The 25,552-nt window shown below is 61.2% G+C and carries 25 protein-coding genes and 3 tRNA genes; 12 read left to right on the top strand and 16 right to left on the bottom strand.

Going from position 1 to position 25,552, the window contains the following annotated elements:
• Window positions 1-30: 30 nt before the first annotated feature.
• The 6 genes from FO013_RS14890 to FO013_RS14865 form a co-directional block, all read right to left on the bottom strand.
• Window positions 31-513 (bottom strand): hypothetical protein, encoded by a 483-nt coding sequence (locus FO013_RS14890; RefSeq protein ID WP_143923338.1) that lies wholly within the window; start codon window positions 511-513, stop codon window positions 31-33.
• Window positions 510-1,070 carry a hypothetical protein gene (locus FO013_RS14885; RefSeq protein ID WP_143923337.1) on the bottom strand — a complete coding sequence of 187 codons (561 nt, stop codon included), beginning with the start codon at window positions 1,068-1,070 and terminating at the stop codon, window positions 510-512. The genes FO013_RS14890 and FO013_RS14885 overlap by 4 nt, the downstream gene beginning before the upstream one ends.
• Window positions 1,063-1,950 carry a DUF2637 domain-containing protein gene (locus FO013_RS14880; RefSeq protein ID WP_260848179.1) on the bottom strand — a complete coding sequence of 296 codons (888 nt, stop codon included), beginning with the start codon at window positions 1,948-1,950 and terminating at the stop codon, window positions 1,063-1,065. Before FO013_RS14880 ends, FO013_RS14885 begins: the two co-directional genes overlap by 8 nt.
• 212 nt (window positions 1,951-2,162) lie before the next feature.
• Window positions 2,163-3,005 (bottom strand): hypothetical protein, encoded by an 843-nt coding sequence (locus tag FO013_RS14875; RefSeq protein WP_143923335.1) that lies wholly within the window; start codon window positions 3,003-3,005, stop codon window positions 2,163-2,165.
• Window positions 3,002-3,697: a hypothetical protein gene (locus tag FO013_RS14870; protein WP_143923334.1), complete on the bottom strand. Its 696-nt coding sequence runs from the start codon at window positions 3,695-3,697 to the stop codon at window positions 3,002-3,004. Before FO013_RS14870 ends, FO013_RS14875 begins: the two co-directional genes overlap by 4 nt.
• Before the next feature lie 212 nt (window positions 3,698-3,909).
• Window positions 3,910-4,167 (bottom strand): helix-turn-helix domain-containing protein, encoded by a 258-nt coding sequence (locus FO013_RS14865; protein WP_143923333.1) that lies wholly within the window; start codon window positions 4,165-4,167, stop codon window positions 3,910-3,912.
• Window positions 4,168-4,278: 111 nt separating this feature from the next.
• On the opposite strand from FO013_RS14865, the gene FO013_RS23295 reads away from it, so the two are divergent.
• Window positions 4,279-4,605, top strand: a complete 327-nt coding sequence (locus FO013_RS23295) for a helix-turn-helix domain-containing protein (protein WP_143923380.1) — start codon at window positions 4,279-4,281, stop codon at window positions 4,603-4,605.
• Here FO013_RS23295 and FO013_RS14855 read toward each other — a convergent pair.
• Window positions 4,565-4,638 (bottom strand) — tRNA-Met (locus FO013_RS14855). The two genes, FO013_RS23295 and FO013_RS14855, sit on opposite strands and share 41 nt — an antisense overlap.
• A 279-nt stretch (window positions 4,639-4,917) precedes the next feature.
• Window positions 4,918-4,991 (bottom strand) — tRNA-Met (locus FO013_RS14850).
• A gap of 189 nt (window positions 4,992-5,180) precedes the next feature.
• Here FO013_RS14850 and FO013_RS14845 point away from each other — a divergent pair.
• On the top strand, window positions 5,181-5,729 hold the full coding sequence (locus FO013_RS14845) for a YceI family protein (RefSeq protein WP_143923332.1): 549 nt from the start codon (window positions 5,181-5,183) through the stop codon (window positions 5,727-5,729).
• Window positions 5,730-5,871: 142 nt separating this feature from the next.
• Here FO013_RS14845 and FO013_RS14840 read toward each other — a convergent pair whose 3' ends face one another.
• Genes FO013_RS14840 through FO013_RS14820 form a run of 5 tightly spaced genes read right to left on the bottom strand, consistent with a single transcriptional unit; the run spans window position 5,872 to window position 10,845 of the window.
• A complete protein-coding gene (locus FO013_RS14840) occupies window positions 5,872-7,143 on the bottom strand; it encodes an aminotransferase class I/II-fold pyridoxal phosphate-dependent enzyme (RefSeq protein WP_143923331.1) in 1,272 nt (423 codons plus the stop codon).
• Window positions 7,144-7,183: 40 nt separating this feature from the next.
• Window positions 7,184-7,990 (bottom strand): histidinol-phosphatase, encoded by an 807-nt coding sequence (hisN, locus tag FO013_RS14835; protein ID WP_143923330.1) that lies wholly within the window; start codon window positions 7,988-7,990, stop codon window positions 7,184-7,186.
• Window positions 7,991-7,999: 9 nt separating this feature from the next.
• Entirely contained in the window at window positions 8,000-9,037 is a 1,038-nt protein-coding gene (gene rsgA / locus FO013_RS14830; protein WP_143923329.1) for a ribosome small subunit-dependent GTPase A, read from the bottom strand.
• Window position 9,038: 1 nt separating this feature from the next.
• Complete coding sequence (gene aroA, locus FO013_RS14825; protein ID WP_143923328.1) at window positions 9,039-10,355, bottom strand: 3-phosphoshikimate 1-carboxyvinyltransferase; 1,317 nt, start codon at window positions 10,353-10,355, stop codon at window positions 9,039-9,041.
• Entirely contained in the window at window positions 10,348-10,845 is a 498-nt protein-coding gene (locus tag FO013_RS14820; RefSeq protein WP_143923327.1) for a DoxX family protein, read from the bottom strand. Before FO013_RS14820 ends, aroA begins: the two co-directional genes overlap by 8 nt.
• A gap of 196 nt (window positions 10,846-11,041) precedes the next feature.
• Between FO013_RS14820 and FO013_RS14815 the strand changes: the two genes are divergently transcribed.
• Window positions 11,042-11,650, top strand: coding sequence for a sigma-70 family RNA polymerase sigma factor (locus tag FO013_RS14815; RefSeq protein ID WP_143923326.1), 609 nt, complete (start codon window positions 11,042-11,044; stop codon window positions 11,648-11,650).
• Window positions 11,647-11,919, top strand: a complete 273-nt coding sequence (gene rsrA, locus FO013_RS14810; RefSeq protein ID WP_143923325.1) for a mycothiol system anti-sigma-R factor — start codon at window positions 11,647-11,649, stop codon at window positions 11,917-11,919. The genes FO013_RS14815 and rsrA overlap by 4 nt, the downstream gene beginning before the upstream one ends.
• A gap of 101 nt (window positions 11,920-12,020) precedes the next feature.
• Here the strand turns inward: rsrA and FO013_RS23290 are convergent, their stop codons facing one another.
• From FO013_RS23290 to FO013_RS14800, 3 genes are all read right to left on the bottom strand, one after another.
• Window positions 12,021-12,095 (bottom strand): 50S ribosomal protein bL37, encoded by a 75-nt coding sequence (locus FO013_RS23290; protein WP_373270343.1) that lies wholly within the window; start codon window positions 12,093-12,095, stop codon window positions 12,021-12,023.
• Window positions 12,096-12,206: 111 nt separating this feature from the next.
• Window positions 12,207-12,821, bottom strand: a complete 615-nt coding sequence (locus FO013_RS14805; protein ID WP_143923324.1) for a GDSL-type esterase/lipase family protein — start codon at window positions 12,819-12,821, stop codon at window positions 12,207-12,209.
• Window positions 12,818-16,573 carry a multifunctional oxoglutarate decarboxylase/oxoglutarate dehydrogenase thiamine pyrophosphate-binding subunit/dihydrolipoyllysine-residue succinyltransferase subunit gene (locus FO013_RS14800; protein WP_143923323.1) on the bottom strand — a complete coding sequence of 1,252 codons (3,756 nt, stop codon included), beginning with the start codon at window positions 16,571-16,573 and terminating at the stop codon, window positions 12,818-12,820. Before FO013_RS14800 ends, FO013_RS14805 begins: the two co-directional genes overlap by 4 nt.
• Window positions 16,574-16,674: 101 nt before the next feature.
• Here FO013_RS14800 and guaB1 point away from each other — a divergent pair, with 101 nt between their 5' ends.
• The 8 genes from guaB1 (at window position 16,675) to FO013_RS14765 (ending at window position 25,521) form a co-directional block, all read left to right on the top strand.
• Complete coding sequence (gene guaB1 / locus FO013_RS14795) at window positions 16,675-18,132, top strand: GMP reductase (RefSeq protein WP_143923322.1); 1,458 nt, start codon at window positions 16,675-16,677, stop codon at window positions 18,130-18,132.
• 9 nt (window positions 18,133-18,141) lie between these two features.
• A complete protein-coding gene (locus FO013_RS22920; RefSeq protein ID WP_260848174.1) occupies window positions 18,142-18,264 on the top strand; it encodes a hypothetical protein in 123 nt (40 codons plus the stop codon).
• Window positions 18,264-19,592, top strand: a complete 1,329-nt coding sequence (locus FO013_RS14790) for a hemolysin family protein (protein WP_143923321.1) — start codon at window positions 18,264-18,266, stop codon at window positions 19,590-19,592. Before FO013_RS22920 ends, FO013_RS14790 begins: the two co-directional genes overlap by 1 nt.
• Window positions 19,592-20,647 carry a hemolysin family protein gene (locus FO013_RS14785; protein WP_143923320.1) on the top strand — a complete coding sequence of 352 codons (1,056 nt, stop codon included), beginning with the start codon at window positions 19,592-19,594 and terminating at the stop codon, window positions 20,645-20,647. Before FO013_RS14790 ends, FO013_RS14785 begins: the two co-directional genes overlap by 1 nt.
• Before the next feature lie 277 nt (window positions 20,648-20,924).
• Window positions 20,925-21,962 carry a M15 family metallopeptidase gene (locus FO013_RS14780; protein WP_143923319.1) on the top strand — a complete coding sequence of 346 codons (1,038 nt, stop codon included), beginning with the start codon at window positions 20,925-20,927 and terminating at the stop codon, window positions 21,960-21,962.
• 87 nt (window positions 21,963-22,049) lie between these two features.
• Window positions 22,050-22,125: transfer RNA gene (locus FO013_RS14775), tRNA-Arg, on the top strand.
• Between the two features lie 94 nt (window positions 22,126-22,219).
• The gene (locus tag FO013_RS14770) at window positions 22,220-22,975 is read left to right on the top strand and encodes an ABC transporter ATP-binding protein (RefSeq protein WP_186293134.1); all 756 of its coding nucleotides are present in this window, start codon (window positions 22,220-22,222) and stop codon (window positions 22,973-22,975) included.
• A complete protein-coding gene (locus FO013_RS14765) occupies window positions 22,972-25,521 on the top strand; it encodes an FtsX-like permease family protein (RefSeq protein WP_143923317.1) in 2,550 nt (849 codons plus the stop codon). The genes FO013_RS14770 and FO013_RS14765 overlap by 4 nt, the downstream gene beginning before the upstream one ends.
• Window positions 25,522-25,552 lie beyond the last annotated feature (31 nt).

The raw sequence follows: 25,552 nt of genomic DNA, 5'->3' as shown, positions 1-25,552 counted from the left end.
GTGCCGCTACCTTGTGATCGTCGGTACCAGTCATGCCTGTTCTCCTTCGCTCAAGGCCCCAGTCGCTTTTGTGTTTCGTTCGCGCTTCGGTTTGCCCCATTCACGCGCAGTGAGACGAATGATCACGAGGACGACTGCGCTTGCTGCCGCAATCGGCATAGCGGCCCACACGGCTACTGCCAGCAGTAAGAGGGCTCCACTGGCGACGGTCACGATGGCCACATCGATCAAAGGTGAGACGCTTCCCCCACCCGAAACCAGGCCCAGAGTGACGGCGATGGCGGCTATACCAATGAGGACCAAGAGTCGCTTAGTGGAAATGCGACCCGTCTTCGACCGGGCAATCATGGCGAGACTCCACCAGATGATGAAAGCCACTCCTGACAGCGCAGCCAGGTACAGCGGGGACACAGACTGTGCATGATCGAACGCCTGCGTTGTGTTCGGCATCGGTTTCGGCCAGTCGGCGTCAACCCAATGTGTAGGCAGAAAATCGATATACGAGTGCATCACTGCTCGGCCTCCTCAACGAGTGAGTCTTCCGACTCGTCGACTGCCTCTGGTGGTAGATCGCGTGCCTCGACGACCACCGGACCGGGAAGTCCCGCGTCCATCAGTCCCGACATGCTGGCACCGACGGGAACGCCATTGACCTCGAGTTGAAAGTCCCACCACACCGGGTCACACCAGGCGCACTCCGCCCTGTCGACACAGACCACACGGTCATAGGCCATGAACAGCACACGGTCGTCGCCTACCAGACTCACCTGAATCAGTGGCTTGCCATTGAACGGATGAAGGGAGCCGGCCCCGGTCCACGCGAGGCTGTCGACCAGCGGTGTCTCTCGGGGATCGTCCGGGGCAAAATGTCCCGCGTAGAGGAACGGCACTTCGGTCTGCTGTCCGAGAAGATGAACGATGCGCTCCACAACCGATTCGGGAGGGGCCGCGGTGTTATTGAGGAACGGCACTGCGGTCTCCCGCCCGAGAAGATGAGCGATGTGCTCCTCAATCGCCTGAGATGTGGTCGCGGTGGCTGTGGAGTTGAATGGATCGGTGTTCTCACGCATCGGTGCCTCCCACGAAGATGTGCGGGTGAGACTCGCGCAGTGCCGACAGGCGGCGGCGTCCCGTCTTGTCGCTGAAGCCGAACTCATTCGCCAGATCAGATCCGGATGTGTCCAAGCCCTGTTCCGTTCGCGTGGAAATGAACTCCACGACCTCATTGAGATCGCTGTTCTTCGGCTTCGGAGACCCAGGCTTCGGATCTGGCGACTGGGACGCGACAGGCTCTTGTGCTACCGGCTCTGGCACGCTGGCCAGTGTGGGCGACTGGGGCAGTGCGTAGACCTCGCCGCGCTCAGCGGCCTGTGCTGCCTGGGTTGCGAGGGCTTCACGCTGAGCACGAACAACTTCGAGCTGGGTAACGTGCTGTTCCCTGGCAATTTCGGATTCCTGGCGTGCTCGTTCACGTTCAGCTTCGACCTCGAGTTGCTTCCGCTCGCGCTCGGCTTGCGCCGCCATCCACTCGGACTCTTCCTGCAGCTCCTTACGGCGAGACAGGGGATCTTCGACAGCCACTCGCGACAACTGCTCGGTGGCGGCGAACACTGCCAGGGGAACCATGCCTGCGATAACTGCACCGATGATCGCCTGCCACGAGTCGCGATTCGCGGTCCCAAACGTCAGTGCGTGGGAGGCATTCGCCACCACCGACAGTGCGGTGAACGTGCCCAGGAGCATCCACGATGGCCAAGTACGTTCACCGCGTGTCTTATGGATCAATACCGATCCGGCGTAGACGAGGATCGCGGTATCGATGAACGCAGGCACGGCCCAGTTCATCCACTTCGGCAGTCCCAGCCATGACGCGACTTCCATCAACGTCACGAAGGAGATTGCGAATGCGACCAGTCCAGCGAACGCGACCCCGATGATGATAATGCGGATGAATTTGGGGTCGTCGGGATTGATTCGTGACGACCTTGAGCGGGTTACAGAAATAGTCGCCTCCCGACGTGTACTCTGGTGTTCGCCTGCAGTTTCTGTAATAGCTCTTGCATGACTCTCAGGTAGGGCGGTCGTCTCGTTAGGGGCGACCGCTCCTTCGTGCTCGTCAGGTGTGTTCTCAGCGATTGCGCTGCTACTCACGTTTGCCTCCTTCATTTCTGGTCCTCGGCGTTCGAGTCGTCATCCAGCCACTTCTGTGCGACTTCCTGTGCCTCGACTCGTCGGGTTTCTTCTTCGCCAATTGATGTCGCTCGCACAGCCACATCGAAGTCGTCCGCGATGTCTGCCGAGAGCGATTCGAGTTCGTTGATCTGGTCGTTGAGGTGATCGAGTTCGAGCTTCACGCTGGCCTCAACTGGTGTGCCGGACACCTGTTCCAAGTGCTTCCGGCCCTCAACCCACCGTTGCCCGAGTCGGTCCAGCGAGTCCTGATGCTTAACCCATCGTTCGAGAGCAATGAGTTTCGCTGGTTCACGCTCGATGAGCTGCAACCACTCGATGGGAACCACTGCACTCGGCCCATCCCAGTTGCACACACGCGCATCCACCGCGCAGCTCACATGCATGAGCCCCGGAGAATAGACCCGCTGAAGCACCCGGAATTGTTTATCGACGCCGATCCCACGTGATTCCCGGACCATGTTCCACAGACTCAACAGCATTGGTGCTCCGACTACACCAATCACGAGCGGAATGATCGAACCGAGGAATGCCGTAGCGAATATGCCCGTCATGCTCCCAAAGGCGAGGCCACAGAACGTGTACCGGTGGAGAACGAACCGGTCCCCAATCACGACGAACTTGCTCTCAAGCGAGTCAGTGAAATTGACCAGGTTGACCGGCTGAGTGTTGAGTAGAGCAATCTTGTCGATCCACCCGCGTGGCATCACGTCCACGGCATCATCCACTCCGAGGGAGACGAAGAAACGCGGACGTTCCTTAGATGCTCGGCGGACAGCTCGTCCGGTCAGCTTGGGTAGGTGGTCCATGGTCATGACCGGTCACCCGTAATCATGCTCAGGTTCTTGACCGCCTTCCGCATGGAACCGGCAGTATCCCGGTCGGTCAGCACTGACCGGACACTCGGTCCGCTGCTGTCCATCGCGGTCAACAAGTCGGTGAGCACGGCGACCGTGTCCGCGACGTCCTGACCGAGGTCGGTGATCTGCTCCAACTCGAACTGGTCACTATTGGCCAGGCCGGTCGCGAAGGCTTGTTCCAGTAGTTTGGACTTCTTCTTGACCAACGGCAGAGGTGCCCTTGTGCCTGCGTGCAGTTCGTTGACCACCCGGACAATGTGCGCTCCGGACAGTGGAGCGTCCGTACCGGTCATGGTGACCGCGATTGGCTCGATTCCCAGGTCTGAGGCCAGCCGGTCAGTGTCCGGCACTTGACCGGTCACATGCCATGTCTCTTCGTACTCAATGACCTCGGCATCCACGATGTCTTCTGACCGGTCAGCCGGGGGAGCGGGACGCTGAGGCTGGTAGGACTTACCATCCAGGCCGATGACCGGGGCAGGAGTAGCAGGTGAGTCATTTGACTCACCTGCGTGGGTCGTGTTCGCAGGTGTCCCATTTGGGACACCTGCATCAGCTACCCGGCGGTCAATTGTTGACTTACTGATATCAGTGGCGGCAGCGATGCCCCGCACGCTCATTCCTGCTGCGCGAAGTTCCCCGATCACTTGATCCTCGAGATCCTTCGGCGGGCGAAGGCTTACATCTCTGAATTCTTCGTCGAGGTAGTCCTGCCATGATTCGTAACCAAGCGCCAGCCAGATTCGACCTTGCCACGCGGTGGAAATCTTGACCTGTAGCGATCCGTAGTCACTTCGAAGCTCGTCTGTAAGCTCCCGTGCCTCAGCTTCAGAGAACTTTGATTCCAGTGCAAGAGCCATCATGCACCTACCGGCTTGGGGTCGCCATTAGGAGCGAACGGGTCGTCTTCTGTTCCTTCGAGCAAGGTAGCAATCGGAATGTCCCACGCTTGCGCTAGCCGCAGCAGATCCCCGATTCGCCAGTCTGTTTCGCCGGTCATGCGTTTCGACACTGAACGCTGACTTGTGTTCAGAACTTTCGCAACGTCACCTTGTTTGAGTTCTCTTCGGCCCATCTCAGCGAGCACGTTTGCTCGCACCTGTTTTGTATATCTCATGGTGCCACCGTATACACATAGGTTTTACGGGTCAAGGACATACAGATCTATAGGTTCTCGGAGTGTCGCAATATCGTTTACATTGAGTCGCTTTCGATCTACGCTGGACTCATGACTATTGGAGAACTGCAGTTAACTGAGAACGAGAGGGTCGGGCGTGAGGTCGCAGCGTGGATGACCCGGTACAACCTGAGGCAGGCAGACATTGCTCAGATCCTCGGGTTTGCCCAGCGAAACGTGTCGAAGCGGATCCGTGGCGAGATGCCATTTCGGATCGATGAACTGCTTGCGATTGCCCGGTATATGGGCATCTCGCTTTCGCAGCTGCTGGGTGAGGGCATTGTGAATGAAAAGAACCCCCAGTCAGTTGAACTGACTGAGGGTTCTGCCACTTTCGTGGCGGGGGGAGGATTTGAACCTCCGACCTCCGGGTTATGAGCCCGGCGAGCTACCGAACTGCTCCACCCCGCGGCGTTTGTCTACTCGTTAAATACTACGTCCTCGCAAGTCAGAAGCATAATCGGGTGCTCTTCGCGTCATTGCTCCCTGGCGGCCTGTGGAGTCTGACCCTCAGCACAGGTGAGTCCTTCAGGAGAGGCCAGTCCCTCAGAAGAGTCCAGCCCCTCAGGAGAGGTGAGTCCCTCAGAAGAGTCCAGCCCCTCAGGAGAGGTGAGTCAGAAGCGGAGGTGAGTCAGATACAAAAAATGTGCCGCAACATCGAGTCAACGATGCTGCGACACATTCACAACGTGGCGGGGGCAAGATTTGAACTTGCGACCTCCGGGTTATGAGCCCGGCGAGCTACCGAACTGCTCCACCCCGCGTCGTGATCCCCACTTTACATGAGCTGTTTCCTGCAGGCCAAACCGAAGTCGGGTGACGTCCGCCACATGTCCACCTGCCGTTCACCTGAGGTGCTCAGTCTGAAATCAATTCCGATTCAGGGTTGCGGATGGTTGAAACCTAAACTATAGTCAATCTCGTATTTCAAATTTCAACTAAAAGGAGAAATCATGACTGCTCTTCCACAGGGGCTCACCGCAGGAACCTGGAACATCGACCCGGTGCACTCCGAGTTCACATTCACCGCTCGCCACGCCGGCGTCTCGAAGGTCCGCGGACACTTCGAAGACATCGCGGGAACCGTCAACGTCGGCGAGACCCTCGAAGACAGCACGGTCACCGCCGAGGCTGACGTCGAATCGATCAGCACTCGCAATCCTCAGCGCGACGGTCACCTCAAGAGTGGTGACTTCTTCGAAGCAGAGACCAACCCGAAACTGACCTTCAAGTCCACTGGGATCAATGCGGCGTCGAACGATGAGTTCGAACTCATCGGAGACCTCACCATGCGCGGCGTGACCAAGGAAGTCAGCTTCACCACCGAATTCAGCGGAGTTGCCACCGATCCCAACGAGAACCAGGTTGCGGGCCTCTCGGCTGTCGCCAAGGTCGATCGCAAGGACTTCGGCATGGAGTTCAACGCTGTTCTCGGCGGCGGCGAGCTGCTCGTCTCCAACAAGATCAAGATCGAACTCGAGCTCGAGCTCGTCAAGGCCTGAACCGCCTGACGCTGCCACCAGTGCACTGGCAGCGAGGCAGTCGCAGCGAACAGAGAAGGGGGCGGGCCGCAGCAACGCGGTCCGCCCCCTTCTCTGTGTGCTCTTGACGGTTCTGCCTGTCTTCAGCACGGCGCTGGTGCAGTCAGCTCTGCCTGCGAAGCGCAGCGGGATTCTGGTCTAATTCGGCAGCGAGGTCGTAGAACAGCTGTGCCCCGCGATCGACATCGGCCGCAGACTTGCAGAATGAGTAGCGGATCGATGATCGGTATGCGCCATACGCAGGCGATCCGTTCCGGCACAGGGCAGGCACGGGAATCCCGACGATCGAGTACCGCCTGGCCAATAGGTCGTTGAGCTCGAAGGCGTCAAGATCGGTCAGGGCTGAGAAGTCGACGACGGTGAAGTATCCTGCGGCCGGTGTAGACGCGATGACTCCCGGAACAGCACGACAGGCCGGCACCAGGACCTCCGCTCGTTTCTGCAGTGAGGATCGATTCTCGGCCACGAAGGTCGATCCATCGGTCATGGTCCGCGCCAGGCCCACCTGCAGGGGACCGCTTGCTGTGAACGTGAGGAATTGTTTGACCGCCTGAATGGCCTCCCTGACCTCAGGCTCAGCAATCACCCACCCGATCTTCCATCCGGTCGTGTTCCACGACTTTCCCGCCGAGGAGACTGTGACGACTCGTGCTCCGTCGTCCATGGCCACCGCCGGCGCCACATGGGGCATGCCATCGAGGATCAACTGTTCATACACCTCGTCGGTGAGGACCCAGGCGTCCGCGGAGACTGCGGCTTCACCGATGCGAGCCAGGTCCTGTGCGCTGAACATGAACCCGGTCGGGTTGTGGGGAGTATTGATGAGAATGATCGAAGGGAGGCTGTCGGCAGCGGTCACAGCCTGATCGAAGCTCTTCCAGTCGGGCGCGAACCCGCCTTCCGCGGTCGGAAGGATCGGCACGGTGACCAGCGATCCTCCGGCAGCGGTGATCGCCGCAGGGTAGGAATCATAGAACGGCTCGAAGGCGAGCACGGTCCCGCCGCGGGGGAGCAGGGCAAGAATGGCGGCAGTGAGGCCCTCTGTGGCCCCGCACGTGTAGAGCACATGCTGCGGTGACACCTCGTGCCCGAAGTCCCGAGACCGCTGTTGGGCCACGGCCTCGAGCAGTGCAGGATATCCCTGACCGGGTGCATATTGGTTCCAGCCTTCTCGCATCGCCTCGGCAGCGGCATCGATGAGCTCGGCAGGAGCATCGGTTCCCGGTGCTCCCTGTCCCAGATTCACTGCTCCGGTCTTCGCTGCCAATGCTGTCATCTGACCGTAGATCGTCTCACCGATCGTTCCGTCGGCATTGATCAGACCGGCCGCATCAGCCATCGAATGCCACAGATCGGCACGCATCACATCGGGCATCTGTCTCCTTCTGCAGAGATGATCGGGTTTCGGTGAGAACTCACACTTGTGTGTGCGCAGGAGGGGCGGCAGGGGCAATCCGTCCCAGCGAATCAAGGGTTCGTTCATGCAGGCGCGAATTGCTGGCCAGGGCATTTCCGCCGAAGGGCCCGCTGACCCCTGCCGTGTTCGTGAACGTCCCACCGGCTTCCAGAACGATCGGAACCAAAGCACCCATGTCGTAGAGCTCGAGTTCGGGTTCGCATGCGATGTCGACTGCACCTTCGGCCAGAAGCATGTATGAGTAGAAGTCGCCATAGCCTCGAGTCCGCCACAGGCTCTCACACAGGAGAAGGAATTCGTCGAGGACCCCGAGGGCCTTCCAGCCGGACAGCGATGCGTAGGACATCGAGGCATCCCCGAGGGAATCGACGTCGGAGACGTGGATGCGTTTGGCGGCTTCTCCCAGCGCCGAGGTGAATGCTCCCTGACCTGCCTGGGCCCACCATCGGCGTCCGAGAGCGGGAGCGGAGACCATGCCGAGGATCGGCGTCTCGCCGTCGTAGAGCGAGATCAGGGTGGCCCAAATCGGAACTCCGCGGACGAAGTTCTTCGTACCGTCGATCGGATCGATGATCCACCGCCTCGGCGAACTTCCGTGGGAACCGAATTCCTCCCCGAGGACGCTGTCATCCGGACGTTCGCGGTGGAGGCGTTCCATGATCGCAGACTCCACGGCCCTGTCGCATTCGGTGACGGGTGTCAGATCGGGTTTGGTCTCGACGGTGAAGTCCTGGGCCGCGAAATGACGGTAGCTGATGGAGTCTGCGAGGTCGGCGAGTTCGGTCGCCAGGTCGAGATCGTTCATTCCTCCACCTTATCCAGTCGAGGGCAGCAGTCTGCGCAGCGACTCCAACCGTGAGACTCCGCCGGGTCCCGCATTGCCGGCATCGACCCAGGCGTCGAGCTGGCAACCCGGCGCATCGGCCTGATGAGTGCACCCGCGTGGGCACTCGGCAGTGGCTTGGACGAGTTCCGGGAAGGCTGAGATCAGCGTGTCCCGATCGACATGGGCGAGCCCGAAGCTGCGGACGCCAGGTGTGTCGACGAGCCAGCCGCCTCCGTCAAGACGAAGGCAGATCGCCGACGACGAGGTGTGCCTACCGCGCCCGGTGACATCGTTGACATGGCCTGTGGCTCTCTCAGCGCGGGGGACCAGCGCGTTCATCAGGGTCGATTTTCCGACTCCCGAATGTCCGACCAAAACGCTGATCTGGCCCTGCAGACGATCGAACACCGTCGCATCGGTCAGCGTCCCGTCGGGGCTGAGCCCGGAGGACACGATCTCCACTCCGGTCTGCGAGAACCGTTCAATGATGTCATCGGCCGATTTCAGGTCGGTCTTGGTCACGATGAGCAGTGGAGCGATGCCGGCGTCGAAGGCCGCTGTCAGTGCCCGATCGATGAGCCCGTATGAAGGCTCAGGGTCCTCGGTGGCGGTGACGATGCCCATGACGTCGACATTGGCAACGATCACCCTTTCCGTCGGATCCGTGTCGTCGGCGCTGCGACGCAGCAGGGACCGCCGTTCTGTGATCTCGACCAGGCGCGCCAAAGATCCCTTGCTGCCCGAGGTATCTCCGACGAGCTTGACGATGTCGCCCGGCACCACTGCATCTTTGCGCAGGTGGGAGGCTCGTACAGCCGTGACGTCTGAGGTGGCGGCACCAGCCCTGTGGGATTCACGGACGTCGCCGGTATCATCGGCGACGACTACTCGATATCGTCCGCGGTCAACGGCAGTGACGAGTCCCTCGATCGCTTCGTCGTGCTTGGGCCTGTTCTTCGTCCGGGGCCTGGAGCCGCGTCTGCTTGGGCGAGGGCGGTAATCCTCGTCGCGGTAGATCCGTGCCATCTCAGGCGCGCCGACTGAGCATGTCTTCCCACAGCTGGGTGAATTCGGGCAGTGTCTTCGCCACAGTGTCGGCGTTCTCGATGACCAGTCCATCGACGTGCAGACCGAGAATGGCTCCGGCCATGACCATCCGGTGATCGTTGTACGTATGCCACGTTCCTCGGCGCGGGGCCGAACCGGTGATCCTCAGAGACGTCGGCTGTTCGTCGACGTCGATGCCGATGGCACCGAGCTCGCGGCGAAGGGCCGAGAGCCGATCGGTCTCATGCCCACGGAGATGGCCGATCCCAGTCAGATTGGACGTGCCGTCGGCGAGTGCTGCCAGGGCAGCTACGACGGGCGTGAGTTCACCGATGGCAGAGAGATCGAGGTCAACAGCTTGCAGGACTTCGGGCCCCTGAACCCGCAGACCATTGCGGTCCAGGGTCACAGTACCGCCGAAGGCTTCGGCGATGGATCGGAATCCGTCACCGGCCTGTGTCGTATGAGCTGGCCAGTCGAGGACGGTGACATCGCCGTTGGTGGCCATGGCCGCGGCGACGAAGGCTGCTGCGTTCGACAGATCCGGTTCGACGTGGACATCGAGTCCGCGTGGCAGGCCAGGCTCGACGATCCACCGTTCGGGTTCGGGCTCTGTGACGTCGACCCCCGCATCGGCGAGGACTTCGATGGTCATGTCGACGTGGGCCCGGCTGGGCACGGAACCGCCGCGATTGACGAGCTCGATTCCCAGGGGCAGCGCAGGGGCAGTCAGGAGCATCCCCGAAACGAATTGGCTGGAGGCGCTGGCGTCGATCTCAAGGTGCCCACCACGAAGGTGGGATTGTGAGTGGATCGTCATCGGCAGCAGGTTGTTCTCTGCGGTGATGGAGGCGCCGAGGCGGGTGAGAGCGTCGATGATGACTGACATCGGCCTGACCCTGGCCTGCTCGTCGCCATCGAGGACGATCTCGCGTCCGGTGGCGGCGGCGAGCGGAGGAACGAAGCGCATCACGGTTCCGGCGAGACCGCAGTCGATGGTGATCGGAGGATCTTCACGGTGTGCGGCGAAATCAATGGGGGTGATGTGCAGGCTGCCGTCGACTTCGTCGATGTCGGCCCCGAGCGCTCTCAGCGCCTCGACCATGAGCAGCGTGTCACGGCTGCGCAGCCATCCGCGCACAATCGACTCGGATTCGGCTAGAGCAGCGAGGATGAGATAGCGGTTGGTGAGGGACTTCGAACCGGGGACGCTGACATTCGCGGTGACGCCGCCACCGGCGACCGGAGCAAGCCAGTCGCCGGTGGCGGGTGCAGTGAGATCGGGTGTGTCAGTCAACGCCAAGTGCACTCATTGCCTGTTTCGAGGTGTCTTCGACCGAGGACCAGAGATCTTCGGCGGCATGCTGCGTGCGCCACCAGAGTCCTGGCTTGCCCGCTGTGTCGACACTGGCCAGCAGCGCGCCGCCGAGCATCGAGGTGCGGATCAGGGTGCGCTCTGTGCGCGCCCGTTTGTCTTCCTTCGAAGTCGCCTTTTCCGCTGCGATACGTTCACCGACGGTGTCGAGGAGGTAGGTGCCGACGAGGATCGTGGCGCTGAGACGAGGGAATCTGCCGATAGCCAGCAACGATCCAGCAGCGACCTGAGCCGCCCCAGTGGCGCGTGCCAAGGTAGGTGCGTCGATGGGCACGTCGATCTGCTTGCGTGCCATGTTCAGCAGCGGACCGATCGATGCGGCTGCCGCTTCTGGTCGGCGCAGACGATCGACCCCGTTGCTGATGTAGCCGGCGGCCAACATGGGCCGTGCCAGGAATCTGATTGGAGACACTATGGTCCTTCCTACGTGTCGGGCATCTCACTGGCAAGCATAACGGTTGTCCGGGAATAGTGGGGGCTCGCCCCGGTGTTGATCAGAGAACACGCACCGGTGAGGGCGATCCTGCCGGTGCCGAGTCGAAAGGCAGAAGGAGAAGTCTGTGAACGCCACTGCCGTCCTAGAGAGAACGGGCGTACCATTGACTACGATGACCGAATCAGTCAAAGAAGTCCCCGAGACCAAGGCCGAACGTTCGGCCCGTTTCGAGCGTGACGCTCTGGAATATCTCAATCAGCTCTACGCAACTGCTCTGCGGATGACCCGAAATCCTGCCGATGCCGAGGATCTCGTCCAAGAGGCCTACGCGAAGGCCTACGCGGCGTTCCACCAATACAAGCCGGGAACCAACCTCAAGGCATGGCTGTACAGGATTCTGACGAACACGTTCATCAACAACTACCGGAAGAAGCAGCGTCAGCCGCAGGAACACGGCAGTGAGGACATCGAGGACTGGCAGATCGCCCAAGCCGCGAGTCATTCCTCCTCCGGGGGCCGCTCGGCGGAACTCGAAGCGCTCGACCATCTGCCTGACTCCGACGTCAAAGACGCGTTGTCGGAGCTTCCGGAGGACTTCCGCATGGTGGTCTACTATGCCGATGTCGAAGGTCTGCCGTACAAGGAGATCGCTGAGATCATGGATACGCCTATCGGCACGGTGATGTCGCGTTTGCATCGGGGGCGCCGTCAGCTGCGTGAGAGATTGGCCGATTACGCTGCGGATCGCGGCTTCTCCAAACCTGCGGGAGGTGCGAAATGAGCGATGAATGCTGTGAGAGTGTGCGTGCGGAGTCTCTGACGCGCATCTACCATTATCTTGACGGGGAGCTGACTACGACGGAGATCCGTGAGATCTCGGTGCACCTCGAACAATGTCCGTCGTGCCACGACGAGTATGAGATCGAGGCACTGCTCAAGGAGCTGGTGCGCAGGTCCTGCAGCCGGGAAGAGGCACCGATGGGACTGCGTGAGAAGATTCGTCAGCGCATTGCCACTGAACAGACAGTCTGGCCCGGAGCTGGAGCTTAGTCGCCTGCAGCGCACATGAAGAGGACGGCGCACATGAAGAGGACGGGAAGAATAGATATTCTCCCCGCCCTCTTCACATGTCCTGAGCTGATTCGAAAGAATCAGCCGTTCGGACGCTTACCATGGTTCGCGTTGGAACGACGACGGTCGTGACGCTTACGGCTGCGCTTGCTCATGACTACACTCCTTCACTAGATGCTTCATTCTTTCATGACGACTGTGCCTGGGCAAAGTGTCACCCATGCCTCAAGGACCAGGCTCCTGCGGTTGAGACGGCAGCGCGGAGATCAGGAATCGCCCATGGCATCCTGGACGCCGAGCCACGGGAACCACCCCCGGTGCAGAACCAGCCAGGCGAGCAGACCGTAGCCTTCCTGTCCGGGAAGATGGTCACGCGAGGATGCGATCTCCCGCTGCCACACAGGATGGCCGAGCAGGGGCGTGAACGTATCGACATAAGCGATGCCGCGTCGTTTTGCGACATCCGAGAAGCTCGTATTGAGCTCAGCGATTCCACGATTGCGCTCGGAGTTGTACTCAGGGGGAGGCCCGATGACGAACGCCGAAACCTTCAGTGCCAGTGCCTCGTCGAGAACATTGGCCACATCTAGACGGGCACGGGCGACGGAACGACCCGAATCGAGATCTCCCGAACCCAAAGCAAGGACCAGCCGATTGTCACCGTCCGAGGTGTACCTCAGGGACGCCTCGGCGATGGTGCGGGCATGCAGACCAGAAGAGTCCTCGTGCGGCACTGCCAAAGGAAAGACCCTGAGATCGGGCAGGCTGGGCAACGTCCTGGCAGTGACGCGTCCAACCCACCCGAGACCACGACCATCGCCGTGACCGGCGACCAGGGGGCCACCGATCACAGCAACAGTCGTCGGAGTCACGGTGCTCACCGGCGGAAGATCCGGTCGATGACTTCCTGCTGCTGGACTTCGTGGACATGCTTGAGTCCGGTTGCAGTCGCAGCGGAGGCAGGACGAGAGATCACGGTGATCTCACGGTCGCCCAGCAGCTGTGGCATGTTCAGCGCCATGAATGGCCAGGCTCCCTGGTTCTCAGGCTCTTCCTGTGCCCAGATCAGCTCTGCGCTGTCAGGGTACCGGTCGAGCAGAGCCGCGATGGAGTCTTCGTCAAGCGGGTAGAGCTGTTCGACACGCACGAGTGCAGTCTTCGTGTCTTCACGCTTCTCCCGCTGAGCCAGCAGCTCCCAGTAGAGCTTGCCGGAGACCATCACGACACGGTCGACCTTTTCGGGATCGACGACGGCATCGTCTATGACGGCCTCGAACGTTCCCGAGGTGAAGTCCTCGGGAGAGTTGGCCGCGGCCTTGAGTCGCAGCATCGACTTCGGGGTGAAAACGATGAGCGGACGCTTGTTCGTCGTCATCGCGTGGCGACGCAGCAGGTGGAAGTACGACGCACCATTCGATGGCAGAGCCACCGTCATGTTCGACTCGGCACACAGCTGCAGGTAGCGCTCGATGCGAGCAGAGGAGTGGTCGGGGCCCTGTCCCTCGTATCCGTGGGGCAGGAGCATGACGACGCCGGAGTTCTGCTGCCACTTCTGTTCCGAGGACGAGATGAACTCGTCGATGACGGATTGGGCACCCTGCGCGAAGTCACCGAACTGAGCTTCCCAAGCCACCAGTGCATCCTTGCGCTCGACCGAATAGCCGTATTCGAAGCCGACCGCCGCGTACTCGCTCAACAGCGAATCATAGACCCAGAACCGGGCCTGTTCGTCGCTGAGGTTCTGCAACGGCGTCCACTCGTTGCCGTTGACGGCGTCGATAAGCACCGAATGGCGCTGCACGAACGTGCCGCGACGCGAGTCCTGGCCGGCGAGGCGAACAGGAATTCCGTCCATGAGCAGCGAGCCGAAGGCCAGCAGCTCAGCGAAGCCCCAGTCGATTCCGCCGGACAGCGACATCTCCTTGCGCTTCTCGAGGAGGGCACGCAGCTTCTTGTGGATGGTGAAGTTCTCCGGAACAGCGGCGAAGGTCTCACCGATGTGGTGCAGCGTCTCCGTGCTGATCGCGGTCTCGGCATTGTTGAACGCTTCGATGTCACTGGGCACATGCGGTGCGTTGAAGGCATCGCCGTCGTCGGAGCCGGTCTCGGCTTCCTTTGTCTCGGCGAACGCCGATTCCAGCTTCGACTGGTAGTCCTTGAGCGCTTCGCTGGCTTCCTCATCGGTGATGCACTTCCTGCCGACAAGCGATTCGGTGTACAGCTTGCGCACCGAACCCTTCTTCTCGATGAGGGAGTACATCAGCGGCTGCGTCATCGACGGATCGTCGCCCTCGTTGTGTCCGCGCCGGCGGTAGCAGACGAGGTCGATGATGACGTCGCGGTTGAATTCCTGACGGTATTCGAACGCGAGTCGTGCTGCTCTGACGACGGCTTCGGGGTCATCCCCGTTGACGTGGAAGATCGGTGCGTTGATCGACTTCGCAACGTCGGTGCAGTAGAAGGACGAGCGGGCCGAGGCGGGAGGGGTTGTGAAGCCGACCTGGTTGTTGATGATGATGTGGATCGTGCCACCGGTTCGGTAGCCGCGCAGCTCCGAGAGGTTGAGGGTCTCGGTCACGACACCCTGACCTGCGAACGCCGCGTCGCCGTGGACGAGGACGGGAAGCACGGTGAAACCGGCTTCTCCCTGGTCGATGAAGTCCTGCTTGGCGCGCACGATGCCTTCGAGGATCGGATCGACGGTCTCGAGGTGGCTGGGATTGGCCGCGACGTAGACATCGGTCGAATTGCCAGCAGGCGACGTGAAGGATCCCTCGGTGCCCAAGTGGTACTTGACGTCGCCGGAGCCCTGAACGCTGTCCGGAGACATCGTTCCGTCGAACTCACGGAACATCTGTGCGTAGGACTTGCCTGCGATGTTCGTGAGCACGTTGAGACGTCCACGATGGGCCATGCCGATTGCGACCTGTTCCATGCCGGTGTCAGCCGACTGGTTGAGGACTTCGTCGAGGAGGACGATGGCTGACTCGCCGCCCTCGAGGCTGAAGCGCTTCTGACCGATGTACTTCGTCTGCAGGAAGGTCTCGAAGGCTTCGGCCGCGTTGAGGCGACCGAGGATGTGTCCCTGCTCAGATCGAGTCAGCTCCTGATGCGGAACCTCGATCTTGGCCTGGAACCAACGGCGCTGCAGCGGATCGGCGATGTGCATGTATTCGAAGCCGATGGTCCGGCAGTAGCTCTCGCGCAGGAGACCGAGGATGTTGCGGAAGGGCATCATCGGCTTGGCCCCGAAGCCGCCGGTGGGGAACTCGCGTTCGAGATCCCACAGGGTCAGACCGTGTTGATTGATGTCGAGGTCTGGGTGCGAGCGCTGACGGTACACGAGCGGATCGATGTTCGCCATAAGGTGTCCGCGGGTGCGGTAGGCGTCGATGAGTTCGATGACGCGGGCGGTCTTATTGACATCGTCCTGGTCTTCGGCCGAGACGTCAGGCACCCAGCGCACGGGCTCGTAGGGCAGTCGCAGCGACTCGAAGACGTCGTCGTAGAAGCCGTCCTCGCCGAGCAGGTAGCTGTGGACGAGCTTGAGGAACTCACCGGATCCTGCGCCCTGGATCACACGGTGATCGTAGGTGGACGTCAGAGTCAGGACCTTGGAGACGGCCAGCTTGTTGATCGTGTGCTGGCTGGCACCCTGGAACTCTGCCGGGTAGTCGAGTGCACCGACGCCGATGATGCATCCCTGTCCCTTGGTCAGACGAGGCACGGAGTGTACGGTACCGATTCCGCCGGGGTTGGTCAGTGAGACCGACGTGCCCGCGAAGTCGTCAGCTGTGAGCTTTCCCTGCCGAGCCTTGTCGACGAGGCCGTCGTAGGCATCGACGAACTGGCGGAAGGTCAGAGTCTCAGCCTTCTTGACGTTCGGCACCAGAAGAGTGCGCGAACCGTCCTTCTTCGGCACGTCGATCGCGAGACCGAAGTTCACGTGTGCGGGGGAAACCATGACGGGCTTGCCGTCACGGACATCGTAGGACACGTTCTGGGAGGGGAAGTTCTGCAGAGCTCGGATGACTGCGAAGCCGATGAGGTGAGTGAAGGAGACCTTTCCACCACGGGTCCGCTTGAGGTGCGAGTTGATGACGATTCGATTGTCGATGAGTGCCTTTGCCGGCAGCGCCCGCACGGACGTGGCCGTGGGAACTTCGATCGAATCGTCCATGTTCTTGGCGATCAGCTTCGCCGGACCGCGCAACGGAGTCACGGTCTCTTCGGGAGCCGGCTTCGGCTCAGTGTCCTTCACGACGACCTTGGGCACGGACTTGGTCTCGGCCTTCAGAGTCTCGGTCTGTGCCGAAGACGGGGAGATTCCGCGGGGACTGTCATCCGCAACAGAGTCTGCGCCCGAGGTGTCCTTGGCGGACTTGTCGGCCGGCTTCGCAGGAGCCTTCGATGCTGACTTCGCGGCCGGCTTGGTGCCGGTCTTCGCTGCGGGTTTGGCGTCTGCAGTCTTCGCTGCTGCTCCATCCCCGTTCTTTTCGTACTTGTCGAAGAACGGCCACCATGATTGGTCGACGGAGTTCTTATCGGACTTGTACTGTTCATACAATTCCTCGACCAACCACTCATTCGACCCGAAGTCGTCGACGGTGCGGTTCGGAGTATTGACGGACACGGCGTTGATCGCCTACTTCCTGATTCAAGAATTGCTGCTTAACGACATGACCAGCCTAACGCGATGTACCCGAGTATGTCCGCATAGGGGACAATAGTGTTATGCGTTTCATCTCAAATGACCCGAATAATGATCTGACGTACTCAGATGTGTTCCTGGTTCCCAATTCGTCCTCACTGACTTCCCGGTTCGACGTCGACCTGTCGACGACCGATCCGACCGGCTCGACGACACCGATCGTCGCTGCAAATATGACCGCCGTGTCCGGTCGTCGGATGGCGGAGACCATGGCTCGCCGAGGTGGCCTCGCTGTTCTGCCGCAGGACATCCCCCTATCTGCTGCCCAGGACACGATCGAGTGGGTGAAGAGTCGCGATCGCGTCTTCGATTCGGCGCTGCGGTTCTCCCCGGAGGACACAGTGCTGAGCGCACTGCACGTCCTGGCCAAACGGTCCCACGGCTACGGAGTGGTCGTCGACGACTCCGGCAAGCTCGCCGGGGTGATCGATTCGACGAGTCTCAAAGGCGTCGACCGGTTCACTGCGGTGTCTTCGCTGCTCGAACCGTCGCCACATGTCATCCGGGCTTCGGACATCGACTGGTCCGATGGCGCACAACTGGAGTCTCTGTTCGAGTCCATGAACGAGGCCCGGACCCCTTTCGCAGCCGTCGTCGATGACAGTGACAGGGTGCTGGGGTCCCTGACTCCCAAGTCGCTGCTTCGGTCATCGATCTACGCCCCCAACCTCGATGATCAGAACAGACTGAAGATCGCAGTGGCGGTCGGAGTCAACGGCAACGCCGTCGACCGAGCCTCTGCGCTGGTCTCAGCCGGTGCCGATGTGCTGGTCGTCGACACTGCCCACGGCCATCAGGTGAAGATGCTCGACACCTTGAGCTCGATCGCGGGCGCTGACCTGGGAGTTCCCATCGTCGCCGGCAACGTCGTCACCGCCGATGGTGTTCGCGACCTCGTTTCGGCCGGTGCTCAGATCATCAAGGTCGGTGTCGGCCCCGGTGCTATGTGCACGACGCGCATGATGACGGCCGTCGGCCGTCCGCAGTTCTCTGCTGTTCGCGAATGCGCCGAGGCTGCCAGGCAGCTGGGTGCTCATGTCTGGGCGGACGGAGGAGTGCGCTATCCCCGGGATGTGGCGCTGGCTCTCGCCGCAGGCGCATCACAGGTCATGGTCGGCTCGTGGTTCGCCGGCACCCACGAGTCTCCGGGTGATCTTCTTGTCGACGGTGAAGGCCGCAAATACAAGGAGAGCTTCGGCATGGCTTCGGCGCGGGCAGTGGCGAACAGGACTCGGACGGAGTCTGCTTTCTCCCGCGCACGCAAGGGCCTGTTCGAAGAGGGCATTTCTTCGTCGACGATGTACATTGACCCAGAATCTCCCGGTGTCGAGGATCTGCTCGACGGCATCACTTCGGGCGTACGCAGCTCATTCACCTATGCAGGAGCCCGCAGTCTCGGGGAATTTGCGGAACTCGCAACGGTCGGAGTTCAGAGCGCTGCAGGCTACGATGAAGGCCGCCCTCTGTCCCGGAGTTGGTAAGATCTAGCCATGCACAGTGACAGTCCCAGCCGGCGGGAAGCCGGCGCCCCAGACGACGACCCTCACCCGTTGAGGCTCGATCTCATCACCTACTCCGATCTCCTGACCGCGAACGGCGGGGATCGTCACTGATGGAATGGTTCTACCTTGCGTTAGCCCTCATCCTCATCTGCGGCACCGGCGTCTTCGTCGCTGCCGAGTTCTCCCTTCTCACGCTCGATCGTCACACCGCGGACAAAGCGGTGGACGACGGTATGTTCGGGGCCAAGACTCTCCGTCGTTCGATGACCCACCTGTCCACGCAGCTGTCCGCGGCCCAGGTGGGCATCACCATCACGACCCTGCTGACCGGTTATCTGATGGAACCATCCCTGGGCAAGCTCCTGGCTCCAGTCTTCGAATCGTTGGGCGCGAGTCCGGGTCTGGCAGCCCCGATCGCCCTGGCGATCGCTCTCATCGTGTCCACGTTCCTGTCGATGATCTTCGGCGAACTGGTGCCCAAGAATCTGGCGATCGCAGTGCCGTTGGCAACCGGCCGCATTGCCGCGCCGATGCAGTATGCCTTCTCCCTCGTCTTCAAGCCCGTGATCAGCGTGCTCAACGGCACCGCGAACAAGATTCTTCTGTCCTTCGGCATCGAGCCTCAGGAAGAGGGCTCGGTCGGTCGGTCGCCCGAAGAGCTGACATCTCTGGTGCGTCACTCCGCTGAAGAGGGAATGCTCGATGAGCAGACCGCCGACCTCCTCGAACGGACTCTGAGTTTCTCCGAGCGCACCGCAGAGGACGTGATGACTCCGCGCACACGCATGTCATCGGTGTTCAAGGATACGACCGCGCGAGCGATCATCGAACAGGCCCGAGAGACAGGGTTCTCTCGCTTCCCGGTCGCCGGCGAAGATAAGGATCACATCGTCGGCGTCGTCCATGTCAAACAGGCATTTGCGGTTCCGCTGCCCAATCGTGACGATGCATACGCCGGAGGACTGATGACCGAGGTGACAGAGATTCCTGAAACTCTCCGGCTCGATCCGCTCCTCATGGAGCTTCGCGCCAAGGGCCTGCAGCTGGCCGTCGTCGTCGACGAATTCGGCGGCACCGCCGGTGTCGTGACGCTCGAGGATGTCGTCGAAGAACTCGTCGGTGAGGTCGCCGATGAGCATGATCGGATGCGTGTGGCGGCGCGGCCGGCTCGGGATGGCACATGGATCGTTCCGGGACAGCTTCGTCCCGACGAAGTTTCGTCGACGATCGGACTCGAGATACCGGAAGATTCCGATTATGAGACTCTGGCGGGCTTCGTCCTCAAAGAACTGGGGAGGATCCCAGAACCAGGGGACCAGATCCGAACTGATGACGCGCTGATCCGTGTCGAACGGATGCATGGTCGCCGGGTCGAGAGATTGCGCATTCTCCTTCGTGCGACCGACGCAGCCGGCTATGAACAGGGTGGTGAATTCTGATGAGCACTGACTGGTTCGGCCTTATCTGGCTCGTCGTACTGCTTCTGGGCAACGCCTTCTTCGTCGCAGCCGAATTCGCGGTGGTCGCGGCCAAACGATCACAGCTCGAGCCCCGGGCTCAGGAGGGGTCATCCGCGGCGAAGACCGCTCTCTACGCGATGGAGCATGTCTCGGTGATGTTGGCGATCTGCCAACTCGGAATCACCGTGTGCTCTCTGCTGTTGGGCAATGTGGCAGAGCCGGCCATCCACCATCTCCTGTCAGGGCCGCTGGAAGGGCTGGGCATTCCGGCCGGGTTGTCCTCGACGATCTCTTTCATTCTGTCTCTGGGAGTCGTCACATATCTGCATGTCGTAATCGGCGAGATGGTGCCGAAGAACATAGCTCTGGCAGCCTCGGCTCGCGCCGTGATGCTGCTGGCGCCCCCGCTCGTCTTCCTCTCCCGCGTCTTCGGCTTCGTCATCAAACCGCTCAACGGTCTGGCCAACTCGATCCTGCACCTGTTCAAGATCGAAGCACGCGACGAGGTCAACGAGGCGTTCACGATCGAGCAGGTTGAGTCGATCGTCGCCGAGTCCAAACGCGAAGGTCTGCTCACCGACGACACCGGGCTTCTCAAGGGTGCACTGGAGTTCAGCGACAAAACAGCCGCCGACATCATGGTCCCGATGTCCGAACTGATCACCATCTCCTCCAGTGTGACTCCTGATGAGCTCGTCACCCTGGTCGGAAAGACCGGGTTCTCGCGCTATTTCGTCACCGACGAAGACGGATATCCGCAGGACTACCTCCATATCAAAGACGTCCTCTATGCCGACAGCACGCTCGAATACGGTGCACCGGTTCCGACGAAGAGATTCCGCCCCCTGTTCACGGTGACTGCGGGTGACGAAGTCGAAGAGGCCCTCTCCCAGATGCAGAAGGTCGGCATTCACGTTGCCAGGGTCGTGTCTGCAGACGGGAACGTGCTGGGACTGCTCTTCCTCGAAGACGTCTTGGAAGAACTCGTCGGGGAAGTCCAGGACGCCATGCAGCGGGGCCGACACGAATACTGAGCATGACATCACTCAGGTACGGTGATGAATGTGTGACACACGTCATCCAAATGCCTGTTCTTTTGTAACAATATGTTACTAAAGGCCCCCGCCGGAGCCCGCAAAAACCCGATCTGTGACGCTCTGGTGGGGGTTGAGACTTGCTAAACACCAGGTCACACGCCACATATGAACGGAAAGTGACAATCTGTAACGACCTCGTTATAGTGTTGTGACATAAGGTTTTCGTTCGCCCGGATACATGGCGGCCGAAATACGGACAACAGTACGGAGTAATATGTCGAGTGAGTCCTCGACCGCAGAGATGCCACTGGTTCGCCGTCGCGATCTGCGCAAGCAGCACACAGCTTCACCTGTGCCATCTGTCTTTTCCAAGCAGTCCGCGACATCGGTGTCGCAGCATTCGGACCCGACTCCATCCGCACCCCTTTCGCCGCGTCGTGCCGCGATGGCTGCAGAAGCCAGGGCCGCCGCTGGATCTCCCCGTCGGGCCGCGATGGCCAAGGAAGCTTCGGCCCATCCCGACCATGGCGGTTCGGCCTTCGTGGCCGCTCGCATGGGCAGCCGCGGATCTGACGGTTCACTGCTGCGTTCGGTGCGTCGACGTCGTGTGACGACCTTCTCGGCTTTGGCCACTGTCTCTGTCACAGGAACCGCGATCGCCGCCGTCATGGTTGCAGGCAACATGAGCGGCAATCAGGAAGTCAAGGTCGACGAGACTGCCGCCGATAGCCAGACTCGCGCCATCAATTCTGAATCCGTCTCCGCCGATATCAAGGCAGACGACGAGAAGACGAGCATGGCCATCGGCGCCCCGAGCGCCAAACAGACCAAGGTCGAGGCCGCTTCGCGTGCCATCACCAAAACAGTGCTTCCCGGATGCGAAGGCGAGGCTCCGAAGGGCGAGGCGTCGAACGGTGAGGTCCCCGAAGAGTGGCTGTGCGATATCGGCGTCGGAAACCACCAGCTGCGTTCGGACGCTGCGGTGTCCTTTGCCAAGATGAACGCTGCGTTCAAGAAGGACACGGGAAAGGAACTGGCAGTCACCGACTCGTATCGGTCGCTGGAATCTCAGATCTCCGTCGCGGAACGCAAGCCCGGATTCGCTGCTCGCCCCGGCACGTCCAACCACGGCTGGGGAATCGCGCTGGATCTCGGTGCGGGAACTCAGAACGGAACCGGCGTGCAGTATGACTGGCTCGTCGCCAACGGTGAGAAGTACGGTTGGGAGAACCCCGACTGGGCAAAGCGCAACGCCTATGAACTCTGGCACTGGGAATATGTTCCAGGCCGCAAGGACCTCAAGGGCGCCTGATGCCGATATCCGCGTGCAATCGAGACTCGATTGCACGCGGATCCGTTTTGGGAAGCACCACAAGTCGGTGATAGCATTGCACCCGTTGCCCGCGTAGCTCAGTGGATAGAGCGTCTGCCTCCGGAGCAGAAGGTCGTAGGTTCGAATCCTGTCGCGGGCACCACACACCGTCCTCCTCATCAGCTGAGGTGGGCGGTTTCTGCTACCACCGATTATGGTGGTTCCTAAGCAACCTCAACCAGCTGATGAAGGCCCTGATGTCGACTCCTGCGGATGTGACGAACGCCGATGTCGTGCTCAGCGCACAATCGGTGCGTAAGAGCTTCGGTCGCGGCGACACCGCTGTGACAGCCCTCGATGACATCACGGTGAACTTCGAAGCCGGCAGGTTCAGCGCGATCATGGGACCCTCGGGCTCAGGAAAGTCCACGTTCATGCACGTCCTCGCCGGACTCGACAGAGTGGATTCCGGAACCATCACGATGGGCGGCCAGGAGATTACCGGTCTCAATGACAAAGAACTGACCCAACTGCGGCGAGACCGGGTCGGATTCATCTTCCAAGCATTCAATCTTGTTCCCACACTGACCGCTGAACAGAACATCGAGCTGCCGGTGTCGCTGGCTCGCAAGAAGATCGATCCGGAGTGGAAAGCAGAAGTCGTTGAGCGTCTTGAGCTGGGGGACCGGCTCAGACACCGACCGCACGAACTCTCCGGTGGCCAGCAGCAGCGCGTTGCTGTGGCTCGGGCTCTTCTGACTCGCCCGGACGTGATCTTCGCCGATGAGCCCACAGGCAACCTCGACTCCCAGGCAGGAGCAGAGGTGCTGGCCCTGCTCCATGGCGCAACCACCCGCTACGGGCAGACGATCATCTTGGTCACCCACGACCCCGTAGCCGCCTCCCACGCCGATCGCGTCGTGCTGCTCAAGGACGGACGGGCCGGGGGAGAAGTGCAGCAGCCGAGCAGGGAATCCGTGGTCTCCGCGCTGGGTGAGCTGAGCGATCTGTGATCGCAGTCGCTCTGGCGGAGATCCGAATCCACTGGGCGCGATTCCTCGCAGTGGGTCTCGGCATCGCGCTGGCGGCTGGATTCGTCGCCTCGACCCTGATCATCAGCTCATCCCTGCAGACGAGCCTGCAGGAATCGGTCGGGCACACATTCTCCGAATCGGATCTCGTCATCGTTCCGGGCCAGGACGTCTTCGTCAATGGGCAGGAAGTCTCTCCTCTGGTGAAGCCTCTGGAACGGGTCGACGGGGTCAGCGGTGCGGCCGTCAGTGCTCGCACGACGACGACAGGTCGAGGTCAGTCCTTCTCTGAGAGCACGTTCGCTCTGAATCCTGCACCCGCCGATACGAGCCTGGATACGTTCTCCATCACCGAAGGCACACGGCCCGATTCGAATACGGATCTGGTCCTGGATGAGGCCACTGCGACAGATCTGGGTGTGGGCATCGGCGAGGAGATCCGCTTCTCCGTTGACGCGGTGTCCGTCGGACCTGATGAAGATTCGATGCCCGTCTACCGGGGACCTCGCCAGAGCAACACGACGTTCACCGTGGTCGGTCTGGCCTCCATGGGCAGCGGTCCCGCGACTGCAGGCATGCACCGGGGAATGACAACCTCGGCGAGCTATCAGGAGTACTTCGCCCAAAAGGGCGACGTCATTGCGATCCAGATCGCGCTCGACGCGGGTGCGGATCCGGCCGCGGTCCTCCCGCGTCTGCAGGCGACGATCGACGACTCTGCACTGCAGGGGAGCCTGGAGGCGATGACCGTCTCCGACGCCATCGACGTCAAAGCGGAACGGCTTTCCGGCGGCAACGAGGTCATCACCTGGCTGCTCCTGGCCTTCGCCGGCGTCTCAGTCATCGTGGCGATACTGGTGGTGTCCAACACGTTCTCCGTCATCGTGGCCGGGCGCAGACGCGAACTGGCACTGCTGCGCTGTCTGGGAGCCTCACGTCTTCAGCTCTACGGGTCTGTGGTCACGGAGGGTACGGTCGTGGGGCTGCTCGGGTCGATCATCGGTGTGGCTGCAGGGGCAGGCTTCAGCTTCTGCCTCGCTGCCGGAGCGAAGCAGATCTGGCCCAAGGAGTTCGACTATCTGAGCCTCAGTGTGCCCCCATCGGCATTGTTGATCGGCGTTGCCGTCGGGGTGCTTCTCACGGTGCTCGCCACCATCCGACCGGCCCGCAGCGCCATCGCGGTGACACCGCTGGAGGCGCTGCAGCCCTTCGACGAGGCGCTGTCTCCTTCGCGCCAAAGCAGGCTGCGACACATCGTCGGGTGGTCGAGCATCGGCCTCGGAGTCGTGCTCCTCCTCGCCTCGATCTATCTGATTGAACAGTCGCAGGCATGGATCCTGGGCGGCGCACTTGGGGGAGCTCTTCTCGTCTTCGGCCTTGTGCTGTGCTCCGTGATGATCATTCCCCCGATTGTCGTGGCCATCGGTGACCTGGCCTTCAGCCCCTTCGGTATCCCGGGTCGACTGGCCACCCTGAACACCTTGCGCAACCGCCGGCGAACAGCAGCGACCGCAACCGCACTCATCATCGGCGTCACCCTTGTGTCGACGATTCTGGTCGGCGGAATGTCAACGAAGGCCACGATGGGTTTCGGCCTCGACCAGCGCTATCCCATCGACATCGCTGTCCCGCTCGAAACCACCGTCGACCGCGACGAAGCCGATGGCGTGCGTGACATCGCGGGCGTGGAAGCCGTCGTCGTCGCTCATCGGGCACAGGTGATCGGCGATCACGGCGACTCACCCCCTGAGCTCTATGTCATCGATCCCGAATCGGCGCAGACGGTCATCAGCGAGGGCGCCGAGGCCCCAGTCGCCGGCAAAGTGCTCGTCCCCAAGGACTTCGCTCCCGACAGCATCCGCATCAAGGGTCTCACCGAGGCGACGGTTCCGGTTGAGAAGGCCGGTGACTCGAGTCTGGTGTACTTCACCACCCCAGATGTCGGCAACGACCTGGGCGTGTCCGCAACCTCCACGTCCGTTCTGGTCAGGGTCGACCCGAAAGCTTCGGTCTCAGACGTCTTTCGGATCCAGCAGGACGTGGCCGAAGTACTCGATGTCACCAGCGACGAGGTGGCCGGTTCAGCAGTGGCTCGTGGCCAATACTCCGAGTTCATCGACGTGCTTCTCATCGCTGCTGTGGCGCTCCTATTCGTTGCGGTCCTCATCGCCCTGCTCGGTGTCTCGAACACGGTGAGCCTGTCGGTGATCGAACGTCGGCGGGAGAATTCCCTGCTCCGGGCCCTGGGTCTGAGCATCTCCCAGCTGCGATCACTGCTCGCTCTCGAAGCCACCCTCATATCCTCAGTTGCGGCGCTCATCGGGCTCCTCCTCGGCGGTGCGCTCGGCATTGTCGGTACCCATCTGGTCACGCACGACTATTCCAATCGGCTCATCGTTGACTGGTCTCTTCCCTCCTCTTTGGGCATCCTGCTGGTGGCTATCCTTGCGGGGCTGCTCTCCGCTCTGGCACCGGCCAGACGGGCCGCGCGGCTGTCACCGGTCGAGGGACTCAAACAAGAGAACTGACCCCGCCGACGCTGGTGCGGTGAACAGGATG

The sequence above is a fragment of the Brevibacterium aurantiacum genome (assembly GCF_007558825.1).
Taxonomy (GTDB): Bacteria; Actinomycetota; Actinomycetes; order Actinomycetales; family Brevibacteriaceae; genus Brevibacterium; species Brevibacterium aurantiacum_A.
The sequence above is the reverse complement of the archived record's forward strand: the minus strand, read 5'-3'. Positions and strand labels throughout refer to the sequence as shown.